Origin of the sequence: Nocardia sp. NPDC056564, from assembly GCF_042793755.1 — a bacterium.
Taxonomy (GTDB): domain Bacteria; phylum Actinomycetota; class Actinomycetes; order Mycobacteriales; family Mycobacteriaceae; genus Nocardia.
The window spans coordinates 92,747-104,290 of the sequence record NZ_JBHTUR010000022.1 but is presented as its reverse complement, the minus strand read 5'-3'; the positions used below and the strand labels follow the sequence as shown (position 1 = coordinate 104,290).

Annotated in this window: 8 protein-coding genes and 1 pseudogene; 5 read left to right on the top strand and 4 right to left on the bottom strand. The window is 68.3% G+C overall.

What is annotated here, in order from left to right; translation table 11 throughout:
• Window positions 1-85 precede the first annotated feature (85 nt).
• Window positions 86-1,432 carry a replication-associated recombination protein A gene (locus ACFQ9K_RS37595; RefSeq protein ID WP_378984242.1) on the bottom strand — a complete coding sequence of 449 codons (1,347 nt, stop codon included), beginning with the start codon at window positions 1,430-1,432 and terminating at the stop codon, window positions 86-88.
• Between the two features lie 152 nt (window positions 1,433-1,584).
• Between ACFQ9K_RS37595 and ACFQ9K_RS37590 the strand changes: the two are divergent.
• Window positions 1,585-3,248, top strand: a pseudogene (locus ACFQ9K_RS37590) (alkaline phosphatase D family protein).
• Between the two features lie 252 nt (window positions 3,249-3,500).
• The gene (locus ACFQ9K_RS37585) at window positions 3,501-3,740 is read left to right on the top strand and encodes a hypothetical protein (RefSeq protein WP_378984239.1); all 240 of its coding nucleotides are present in this window, start codon (window positions 3,501-3,503) and stop codon (window positions 3,738-3,740) included.
• Window positions 3,741-4,096: 356 nt separating this feature from the next.
• Here ACFQ9K_RS37585 and ACFQ9K_RS37580 read toward each other — a convergent pair whose 3' ends face one another.
• A complete protein-coding gene (locus ACFQ9K_RS37580) occupies window positions 4,097-5,266 on the bottom strand; it encodes a phosphotransferase family protein (RefSeq protein WP_378724603.1) in 1,170 nt (389 codons plus the stop codon).
• Between the two features lie 836 nt (window positions 5,267-6,102).
• Here ACFQ9K_RS37580 and ACFQ9K_RS37575 point away from each other — a divergent pair.
• Complete coding sequence (locus ACFQ9K_RS37575; protein ID WP_378724601.1) at window positions 6,103-6,825, top strand: hypothetical protein; 723 nt, start codon at window positions 6,103-6,105, stop codon at window positions 6,823-6,825.
• A 5-nt stretch (window positions 6,826-6,830) separates the two neighbouring features.
• Here ACFQ9K_RS37575 and ACFQ9K_RS37570 read toward each other — a convergent pair whose 3' ends face one another.
• Window positions 6,831-7,799: a DUF389 domain-containing protein gene (locus ACFQ9K_RS37570; protein ID WP_378724599.1), complete on the bottom strand. Its 969-nt coding sequence runs from the start codon at window positions 7,797-7,799 to the stop codon at window positions 6,831-6,833.
• 75 nt (window positions 7,800-7,874) lie between these two features.
• Window positions 7,875-9,671: an aspartate--tRNA ligase gene (gene aspS / locus ACFQ9K_RS37565; RefSeq protein ID WP_378724597.1), complete on the bottom strand. Its 1,797-nt coding sequence runs from the start codon at window positions 9,669-9,671 to the stop codon at window positions 7,875-7,877.
• Window positions 9,672-9,832: 161 nt separating this feature from the next.
• Between aspS and ACFQ9K_RS37560 the strand changes: the two genes are divergently transcribed.
• Window positions 9,833-10,756, top strand: coding sequence for a neutral zinc metallopeptidase (locus ACFQ9K_RS37560; RefSeq protein ID WP_378724595.1), 924 nt, complete (start codon window positions 9,833-9,835; stop codon window positions 10,754-10,756).
• Window positions 10,757-10,966: 210 nt separating this feature from the next.
• Window positions 10,967-11,500, top strand: coding sequence for a hypothetical protein (locus ACFQ9K_RS37555; protein ID WP_378984236.1), 534 nt, complete (start codon window positions 10,967-10,969; stop codon window positions 11,498-11,500).
• Window positions 11,501-11,544 lie beyond the last annotated feature (44 nt).

Here is an 11,544-nt window from a genome sequence, read left to right as displayed (position 1 = left end):
TTTCATCGAGTCGGGTGGTGTGGGACACGGGGGGATGCCGCGCCGAGTCGATCGATTGTCCAGCAGGCGGTGGTGCGGGGGTGAGCTACTTGCCGCGGATGATCCGGCGCAGTTTGTCGACTCGCGGGCCGACTTCGCGTTCGTTGCCGTGGTCGGTCGGCTGGTAGTAGTTCACGCCGACCAGTTCGTCCGGCGGGTACTGCTGGGCCAGGACCCCGTCCCGGTTGTCGTGCGGGTACTTGTAGCCCTGGGCGTTGCCGAGTTTGGCCGCGCCCGCGTAGTGGCCGTCGCGCAGATGGGGCGGGACGGCCCCGGCCTTGCCTGCCGCGACGTCGGCCATGGCGGCACCGAGCGCGGCGATCACGGCACCCGACTTCGGGGCGCTCGCGAGATGAATCGTGGCCTGGGCCAGGGCGAGCCTGGCTTCCGGGAGGCCGACCAGTTGGACCACCTGCGCGGCGGCGGTGGCGGTTTGCAGCGCCGTGGGGTCGGCCATGCCGATGTCTTCGCTCGCGTGGATCATCAGCCTGCGGGCGATGAACCGCGGGTCCTCTCCCGCGGTGAGCATCCTGGCCAGGTAGTGCAGCGCGGCGTCGACGTCGGAGCCGCGGATGGATTTGATGAACGCGCTGATCACGTCGTAGTGCTGGTCCCCGGCCCGGTCGTAGCGGACCGCGGCCTTGTCCACGCTGGCCTCGACCAGTTCGACGCCGACCGTCCCGTCCAGCGACGATTCGGCCGAGGCCTCCAACGCGGTGAGCGCGCGCCGGGCGTCGCCACCCGCGATCCGGATGATGTGATCCAGCGCCTCGTCCGAGACCGTGTACTGGTCGTCCAATCCACGTTTGTCGTGGATCGCGCGCAACAGCACCTGCCGGATGTCGTCCTCGGTCAGCGATTGCAGTTGCAGCACCAGCGACCGCGACAGCAGCGGCGACACCACGGAAAACGACGGATTCTCGGTGGTCGCCCCGACCAGCAGCACGATCCGGTTCTCCACCGCGGCGAGCAACGCGTCCTGTTGCGTCTTGGAAAACCGATGCACCTCATCGATGAACAGCACCGTCTGCTCACCGGCCGACAACCTGCGCCGCGCCACATCGATGACCGCGCGCACCTCTTTGACCCCCGCCGACAACGCCGACAGCGCCTCGAACCGCCGTCCCGTCGAGTGCGAGATCAACGAGGCGAGCGTCGTCTTCCCCGTCCCCGGCGGCCCGTACAGCAGGACCGAAGCCGCCCCCGCCCCCTCGACCAAGCGTCGCAACGGCGCCCCCGCCCCCAGCAAATGCTGCTGCCCCACCACCTCATCCAACGAAGCGGGCCGCATCCGGACCGCCAACGGCGCCCCCGCGTCCCTGCGCACCACCGTATCGATGCTGTGCTCCGCAGGCACGGAGTCTCCGGGCACATCGAACAAGCCATCGCTCACACCCGCCAACGTTACCCAGCCCCACCGACAACCCCCGCTCCCCTACACCCCGCACCCCATACCCGCCCGGTCCTCGGAGTTGGCCGGTTGGTAGTTGTGGGGCCGGTTGGGCGGAGTTCGGCGAGCCGATTTGCGCGTGGCGGGTGGATCGGATGGGATCAGTAGTCGTGACTGAAAACGTGGTCGTTTCAGATTCTTCGTTCGGGTCCTTTGCGCGGCGGACGCTGCTGAAGGGCGGGGCGGTTGCGACGGCGACGGCATTGCTGACGGCGGGTCCTGCGCGGGCGGCGGGCGGGGTGTTCCGGCATGGGGTTGCGTCGGGGGACCCGCTGCCGGACGGGTGATTCTGTGGACTCGGGTCACGGTGTCCGAGGAGGCTGCGCCGGGGTCGGGTGCTGGCGAATCAGCAAGTGTGCGGTGGGAAGTCGCCGAAGACGAGAGCTTCGGTTCGGTGGTGGCTGCCGGAAACGTCGCGGCGACAGCGGCTTCCGATCACACCGTGAAGGTGGACGTGACCGGGCTCGCACCGGCGACCGTCTACTTCTATCGGTTCACCGCGCTCGGCGAGACGTCCGCGACTGCGCGGACCCGGACCGCGCCGGCGATCTCCGACTCACCGGAGCGGCTCCGGTTCGGCATCGTGTCCTGCGCGAACTGGGAAGCGGGCTACTTCGGCGCGTACCGCCATCTGGCCGCGCGCACCGACCTCGATGCCATCGTGCACCTGGGCGACTACATCTACGAGTACGGCCGCGGCAAGTACGGCGGGCGCAACGGAACGGTCCGGCCGCACGAGCCGGCGAACGAGACGGTCACCCTGGCCGATTACCGAATTCGCCACGCGCAGTACAAGACCGACCCGGATCTGCTGGATCTGCATGCCCGCCAGCCGTTCATCTGCACCTGGGACGACCACGAATCCGCCGACAACTCCTGGTCCGGCGGCGCGAACAATCACGACCCGGCCACCGAGGGCGACTGGCAGGATCGCCGGGCCGCCTCCGCGCAGGCGTACCTGGAGTGGATGCCGGTGCGCGCGAAAGGATCCGGCGCGGAGGTGCAGATCTATCGCCGGCTTCGCTTCGGCACCCTCGCCGAACTGTCCATGCTGGATCTGCGCAGCTACCGCGATCAGGAGGCGAAGCCAGGCACCGGCTGGCGCGACGCGGACAATCCGGCGCGCACCATCACCGGCAAGGCTCAAATGGATTGGCTCACCGCCGGATTGGCGTCGGCGCCGGTGCGCTGGAAACTGGTCGGCAACTCGGTGATGATCGCGCCGCTGGTCTTCCCGCCGCTCGAACCGGCCACCACCGCGGCGATCACCACCGCCCTCGGCGTCCCGCAATCCGGCCTGACCGTCAATGGCGACCAGTGGGACGGCTACACCGCCGACCGGCAGCGCCTGTTCCGCGCGATCACCGAGCAGGAGGTCTCCGACGTGGTGTTCCTCACCGGCGACATCCACTCCTCGTGGGCCGCCGACCTGCCCGTCGACGCCGCCGACTATCCGGCCGGCGTCACCGCGGGCGCCGAGTTCGTCGTCCCGTCGATCACCTCGACCAGCATCGGCGACCTGCTGAAGCTGAACTCCGCACCGATCGCGGAGTCGATCAAGGGCGTCAACCGCCACTTCCGCTACGTCGAACTCGATTCACACGGCTACGGCGTACTCGAGGTCACCCCGGAACAAACCCAGATGGACTGGTTCTACCTGATCGACGTGACCGACCCGAATTCCGGTGTCCGCCACGCCACTTCACTCGCCGTCCGATCCGGCGGCCGCCTCGAACCGCGCCCGGCGCCGGTGAGCTGACGGGCGGGGTCGGCGGGTGCCGGCACTCTCGACGCACGCTCAGCATCCACAAACTGACGCAGCGTCCGGGGTGCCCCGCAAGCGCCAGTCGATGGACGCGGCGTTCTCGGGAGCCGGGCACGTCGAGCCTCGCCCAGCTCCCGTCAACCGACGAGCAGTTCGCTACGACCCGCCCCCGCAGCCGCCACCCCCACCACCGCAGCCCCCGCCACCGCTACAGCCGCCACCTCCGCAGCCGTGACCATGACCTCCGTGGCCGTGGCCGCCATCTCCGCCGCCGCCGAATATCCCGATGCTGCCCAAGGCCCAGCCGCCGCTTCCGCTCGAGCTGCGCTTCTTGCGGTTTCGCGGACTGCTGATCTGCGCGGTCAGCACGCCGCCGGACTGCCGAGCACGAGTCATCCGATCGACGTCCTTACGCAGCGTCCGCCGATGCAGGACGAACGCCGCCAGCACCGCAGCGACGACAACGACCCCGATGATTACCGATAGCACAACGCTCATCGTGACCACCCCTCTCCAGCCCCGTGGTCTGAACCCTCCAGCGTACTGGCGACCAACGCCGACCACTGCCCCCGATTACAGGGTCCCGTTGATTTTCCGGCGCACCCGCACATCTCCTGACATACGCACGCGGGTCAGCGCGGCCAGCCCCTGTGCGGGGAATCAAAAGATGTGCGGCAGCAACCTAGTTGAACGCAAAACCATCACCGCCGACTGTCAGCCGAACTGAAATACCTTCGGCCCACCTGAAAACCCGCCGCCGCATTTCCACCCACCGCGAACACCGCGACAGACAAAAACTTTCAGGAAACTTCAAGAGAACGAATTCGACCCACCGGCGAATTCTATTCCGACCAGCGCTCTTCCAGCATGGCGGACACATCCTCGGCGAAGTCCCCGACGATGTCGTCCCCGGTGCACCGAGCATCCTCGGCCAACGCCGCCCACCGATTGATCAGCGCCTCCGACCGAGGCACCGACAACCCGTGCTCCCGCGCCGCGGCGATGCGCGCGTGATCCGCGGGCAGGAACCAGTACGTCGACAACCAGACCCAGATCAGCCGGGCCTCGAGGATCCGCTCGGACAGCACCTCGTCATCGGCCAGCGCCGGCCACACGCCCACGACCTCGGAGCGCCACGCCTCGACCATCTGCCTGGCCCGTTCCCTGGACAGCTCGAAGTCGCACAGGCATCCGGGGAACGACACCAGCGCGTACGCGATGTCCAGGGTGGCGTCGCGGAACCCACCCCACTCGTAGTCGAGGAACCGCGCGCCCTCCTCGTTGAGAATGACGTTGTCGGGGCACAGATCCGACGGGCTGAACGCCCGGAACCGTCCGGCGGAGAACAGCCGGTTACCCCGGACGATCCGTTCGGCGATCTCGCCGGGCACCTCGATGCCGAGCTCCCGCTGCAACAGTCCGGGCACCTCGGCGATCGCCGATTCGGCCTGCTGAGCGATGCCGTCCACCCGATGCACCACATCGACGCGCCGCAGCAGCGCAACGAAATCCGCCTCGCGGCCGACGGTCGCGGCATGCATCCGGCCCAGCGCCTGGGCGAACGCCATCATGCCGTTGCGGGTGGCCGGCTCGGCGCCGGACTGCAACATCTGGGTGAGCAGCGAGTTCTCGCCGAGGTCGCTGAGGATGAGCAGGCGCTCAGGCAGACTGTGCGCGATCAGATACGCACCGGGCCGCTGTTCGCGGCTCAACGCGGTGGTGAACTGATACGACACCGCTTCACGAAGGAACGCGGAGTCGATGCTGGCGACTCCGGGTGCGAGACCGCCCGTGGTGCGGTCATGCGAGTGTCCGCGAACTTGTTTCACGATCAGGGTCCGCGGCAACGAGAAGGCGTTTTCCGCAACACGCACACGGAGAACCGTCGTTCTACCACTACCGCTGAGTTCGATCGGATCGCTCAGCTTTACCGGAGCACCCATTCGCTTTGTGAGCAACTGTTGCGCTGCGGACACGACTTCGGCGGCGCGTTCGGCCAATAGTGCGGTCATCGCCCTTCAAGTTACTCGCATCAGGTCACTTCTAGCGAGCGGATACACAACCTTTCCGCGTCGTTCGGCGTGTCTCCCTCGAGGTTACGGGACGGACGGCCGTTGCTTGACACGATTGCACCCGTCAGGTTTTCTCATCGTCAACTGCTCTGCGCCACACCGCAAACCAGTTGAGTGGAAAGGTCTATGGCATGACCGGCACACCGCCTCCCCCGCCCCACGAATCAGCTGGCGACGCTCCCGACCGCGGAGCCGACGAACGCCACCCGGCGCGGCCGGGCCAGCACGAGAGTCACCCTCCACAAGCACCGGACACAAGCACCGGACAGGGTCGCCGCGAGCCGGCCGCCTCGGCCGGATCCGCGCAGTCCGAGGGCACGGGCGCGGCGCGGTACGGCGACGAACCGATCGAGCCTCCGCCGCCGGTAGCACCCGCGCAGCAATCGGCGCAGCCGGGTTACGCGGCACAGCCCGGCAATTCGCCGCAGCCGGGTTCGCCGGCCCAGCCCGGCTCTTCACCGCAGCCGGGTTACGCGGCACAGCCCGGTACCGCGGCACAGCCGGGATACGCGCCGCAGCCGGGCACCGCGCCCCAGCCTGAATACCAGCCTCAGGCAGGAACGGCACAGCCTGGATACTCGCCTCCACCAGGTTCCACGCCGCAGCCCGGCCCCTCCGCGCAGCCTGGTTACCCAGCCCAGCCAGGTACCGCCCCGCAGCCCGGATACACCGATCAGCCCGACGCTGCCGGCCAGCCCGGATACTCGGCTCCCCCCAGCTACGGTCCGCCGGGCACCGGCCCGGGAACACCGGGATCGCTGCCCCCACAAGGAAACATGCCGTACGGTTCGGTTCCCCCACCGGGCACGATGCCCCCACCGCAGTACCCCGACCCCGGTCAACCGACCTACGGCTACCAGCAGGCCGCCACCGCCCCCGGCACCCTCGATGTCGGTCAAGCGCTCAGCTACGGCTGGGAGAAGTTCCGCCGCAACCCCGGACCGTGGATGGGCGTGATCGCCGCCGGTCTGGTCATCTATCTCGGCTTCGTCCTCGTCGTGCAACTCACCGACCCGACGACCATGCTCCCGCTGCTGCTGATCTTCCTCGCCGTACTGGCCGCCGTCTGGTTGCTACAGGCCGCGATGGTCCGCGGCGCGCTGTACGAAACCGACGGCAACAAACCGCATTTCGGCTCGTACTTCCGTTTCGTGAACGCGGGCAACGTGCTGATCACCGCCCTGCTGGCGTTCGTCCTGACCTTCCTCGGGTCGGCGGTCTGCATCGTGCCCGGACTGGTCATCGGCGTGCTGTGCATGTTCTCGCTGCACTTCGTGGTCGATCAGAACGAGGGTCCGTTCGAAGCGCTCAAATCCAGCGCCACCCTGGTGGTCACCAATGTGTGGCCGGTCCTGCTGCTCGCGCTCTCCGTCCTTTTCGTCACTGTGGTCGGAGCGCTGCTGTGCGGACTCGGACTGCTGGTCGCCGGGCCGGTCGCGGTCATGGCAGTCACCTACGCGTACCGCACGCTGACCGGAGGCCCCGTCTCGCCGATCTGACGGTCCTATTCGCCCGCGAGCGAACGCATTCCGACCCACCGCTTGAACCGCGCCACCGGCCCGGCCTCGCTGCCCGCGCGAGGCCGGAGTTCGAGCACGATCACCCCGGCCACGATGATCCCGGCCAGGTTCACCGCGAGCTGACCCACGGACATGAACGCGATATGCCACTGCCCCAAGGTGGCCGCGACAACGGCGAACCCGGCCGCGGGCACGGTCGTCACCGAGATGAACACCCCGATCAACGCCGCCGACTTCGCCGTGACCAGCGAGAGCATGCCCGCCGCGCCCGCCAGCAGCGCGACGACCAGCGAGAACGGCCCGACCTCGTAAATGAAGTCGACATTCTTGACGCTCTCCACGCCGTTCAGCGTGATCCAGCCCAACTGCTCCCACACCAACGTCGCGGCCAGCGTGACCAGCATGGCCACCGGGAACCCCACCGCCAGCGCGATCGCCGACCGCCGCGCGAGCCGAAAGTCGCGGCGCACCAACCCAACCGCGAACGCCGCCAGCGGACCGAACTCCGGGCCGACCACCATCGCGCCGACGATGGTCACCGGCGAATCGGTGGCAACCCCGATCGCGGCCAGCAGACAGGCGATCGCGAGGAACGCCAGGAACGTCGAATTGAGCGTCGACTCCTCGTGCACCTGCGCGAGCAGTTCGTCCCACACCACCGCGTCGGTCGGATCGCCGGGCGCCGCCTCGACCGCCCGGTCCCCCGCCTCGGACAGCACGGTCTCGACCGGACCGAGCGTGATGCCGCCGGTCTTGCAGATGCCGAGCGCGGTCAGCTGCTCGAGCACCTCGTTGGCCGCCTCGCGCGCGACGTCGGCCTGGATCAGATCGCCGGCGGGCGCCAGCGCGACGCCGCGAGCCAGGGTCACATGCGTGGCCCCCGGGTTCGCGGCGAGCACGGCCAGCACCGCGCCGGTCGTGTCCGGCGGGCTGATCAGGCGTAGATGCAGCAACGGATCCCCTCGTGGTCAGTGCCGCCCGGCGCGGGTCGACGGATCGGAACTGTCCGAAAGGTACCGTTCGTCCGGCTATTCGGCCGGCTTCGCCTCGCCCTTGTCGTCCTTGGCCGCCGGCTTCGGGTACAGGCCTGCTTCCTTGCGCTGCTGCTCGGTGATCGGCGCGGGCGCGTCGGTCAGCGGGTCGACGCCGCCGCCGGTCTTGGGGAACGCGATCACCTCGCGGATCGAGTCCAGCCCGGCCAGCAGCGCGACGATCCGGTCCCAGCCGAACGCGATGCCGCCGTGCGGCGGAGCGCCGAAAGCGAAGGCGTCCAACAGGAATCCGAACTTCTCCTGCGCCTCCTCCTGGCTGATCCCCATCACCTTGAACACGCGTTCCTGCACGTCGCGGCGGTGGATACGGATGCTGCCGCCGCCGATCTCGTTGCCGTTGCAGACGATGTCGTAGGCGTAGGCGAGCGCGGAACCCGGGTCGGTGTCGAACGTGTCGACCGACTCCGGCTTCGGCGAGGTGAACGCGTGATGCACCGCCGTCCACGCCGAATGACCAAGCGCCACATCGCCGCTCGCGGTCGCCTCGGCGGCGGGCTCGAACATCGGTGCGTCCACGATCCACACGAACGACCACGCGTTCTCGTCGATCAGGCCGACCTTGCGGGCGATCTCGGCGCGTGCGGCCCCGAGCAACCCGCGCTGCGCCTTCGCCGGACCGGCCGCGAAGAACACGCAGTCGCCCGGCACCGCGCCGACGTGCTTGGCCAGCCCGTCGCGCTCGGCGTCGCTCAGGTTCTTGGCGACCGGACCGCCCAGCGTGCCGTCCTCGTTGATCAGCACGTAGGCCAGCCCCTTGGCGCCGCGCTGCTTGGCCCACTCCTGCCAGGCGTCGAGCTGCCGCCGCGGCTGGCTCGCGCCACCCGGCATGACGACCGCGCCGACGTACTCGGCCTGGAACACCCGGAACGGGGTGTCCTTGAAGTACTCCGCGCACTCGGTGATCTCGACGCCGAAGCGCAGGTCCGGCTTGTCGGAACCGAAGCGGCGCATGGCTTCCGCGTAGGTCATGTGCGGGATCGGGGTCGGGATGTCGTAGCCGATCAGCTTCCACAGCCCGGTGAGGATCTGCTCCGCGAGCAGGATCACATCGTCCTGGCGGACGAAGCTCATCTCGATGTCGAGCTGAGTGAACTCGGGCTGACGGTCGGCGCGGAAGTCCTCGTCGCGGTAGCAGCGCGCGATCTGGTAGTAGCGCTCGATGCCGCCGACCATCAGCAGCTGCTTGAACAGCTGCGGGCTCTGCGGCAGCGCGTAGAAGCTGCCGGGCTGCAAGCGGGCGGGCACCAGGAAGTCGCGGGCGCCCTCCGGGGTCGAGCGGGTCAGCGTCGGCGTCTCCACCTCGACGAACTCGTGATTCGCCAGCACCGCGCGGGCCGCGGCGTTCGCCTTCGACCGCAGCCGGATCGCGTGCGCCGGGCCTTCGCGGCGCAGGTCCAGGTAGCGATACTTCAGCCGGGCTTCTTCGCCGGGCTGCTCGTCCAGCTGGAACGGCAGCGGCGCGCTCTCGTTCAGCACCTCGAGCTCGGTGACGTTCACCTCGATGGTGCCGGTCGGCAGGTCCGGGTTCTCGTTGCCGTCCGGTCGCAGCTCCACCACGCCGGTCACCCGCACGCAGTACTCCGCGCGCAGCCGGTGCGCCTGCTCGGCCGGCTCGCCCTCACGGAACACCGCCTGCGACACCCCCGACGCGTCGCGCAGATCGATGAAGATCACGCCACCGTGGTCACGCCGCCTGGCCACCCATCCGGTGAGGGTCACGGTCTGACCGGCATGCTCGCTTCGCAGCGAACCAGCCAAGTGGGTGCGCAGCACAAGGTTCCTTTCGACGACTCCGGCACCGGCGCGATATGACCAGGTGCGGTCCCATCGTAGTGAGACACATCCGTCGAGTGGAAACCGATGTCGCCACACCCGTGCGAAGCTGTAGCGGCGGGGTATGTCCGAGCCGTAGCGACAATCAGAAAGCGACGACGATGACCTTCAACGAGGGCATGCAGATCGACCCGGATGCGGTCAGTTCCGGTGGCGGTCCCGGCAGGGGTGGAAAGATCGCGTTGGGCGGCGGAGCGGGCGGACTCATCGTGCTGGTGCTGGCCTTACTGCTCGGCGGCGACCCCGGTTCCCTGATCGGTGATCTCACCGGCTCCGACAATCAGCAGTCCCAGCCCGCGGAGGGCACGCCCGCCCACTGCAAGACCGGCGCGGACGCCAACAAGTACGCCGACTGCCGTGTGGCGCTCACCACGCAAAGCCTCAACTCGGTCTGGGGAACCGAGTTCAACAAGCAGACCGGTCGCCAGTACGCCAAGCCCAAGGTGAATTTGTTCTCCGGCGCCATCGCCACCGGGTGTGGTAACGCGACCAGTGACGTCGGGCCGTTCTACTGCCCTCCCGATCGAACGGCCTACTTCGACGTCACGTTCTTCCAGGAGCTGGTGGACCGATTCGGTTCCAGCGGTGGCCCGCTGGCACAGGAATACGTGGTCGCCCATGAGATCGGCCACCACGTCCAGAACCTGCTCGGCGATATCGGTCGCGCGCAACGTGATCCGCGCGGACCCGAGTCGGGCGCCGTGCGCACCGAACTGCAGGCAGACTGCTACGCCGGCATCTGGGCCCACTTCGCGGACAAAACGCCTTCTCCCGGCGGCGGCCCGCCGTTTCTGAAGCCGCTGTCCGAGAACGACATCCGCGACGCCCTGTCCGCCGCGTCCGCGGTCGGCGACGACCGCATCCAAAAGGCGTCGCAAGGCCGGGTCAACCGGGAAGCCTGGACCCACGGCTCCTCCGAACAGCGACAGAAGTGGTTCCTCACGGGCTACCAGACCGGCCAGGTCAAGGCCTGCGACACCTACTCCGCCTCGAATCTGGACGCCCCACCCGCCCTGCGGCGCTGAACCCACCCGCGACGAATCCCGGGCTGCTACGGGACGCTTCGCCACCAAGGGCGTCTACGACGCACCGGTCGCTCGTCGATCCAGTTGGCGCACAAGGCGAACGAACTGACCCCGACTCGGTCGGCATTCGCCACGCGCGGACTTGACGCTCCGCTGACATCACTGTGCGATGTCAGCGGAGCGTTTCATTCGACAGGGAGGTTGCGATTCATGCGGCGAACGAAAACGGCACTGCTGGTTGCCATTCTGGCGGTGATGGTCGGCGGAGGGATCGCGGGTGCCGATCCGGCCGACCAGCCGGCCGCGCACGGGCCGGTCTCCTCGCCCATGGCGTTGCTGACGCTGACCACGATTCCGAACGGCTGGCAGACTCGGGTGGATCTGCGCCCGCAGCTGGAGGTGTCCGGTGACGGGCACGCGGTGAAGCTTCCCGATGCGGTTGCCGCGGAACGGAATCCGGAGAATCTGCCGAAACGGATCAACGGCCACATCCCACCCGAGGTGCTGGCCGCCGCGCTGACCGAAACCAGGGCCCTCACCACCGTCGACTTCGGCATGCCCGCCATCACCGACCAGGGCAGCCAGATCATCGACCTCATGCCCCAATCCGCCGAAGAGGACGCCCACCTGATCGTCTACGCCCCCGAGTCCACCGAGGGCCTCGCCCCCGAACAACTAGCCGCCCGCAAACGCTTCACCGACCTCTACCGCAAACTCCTCGACGCCTTCATCCAGGACATCTGACCCCGCCCCGTACCCGGCTGCGAATAGCAGACGGCCCGGCCCGA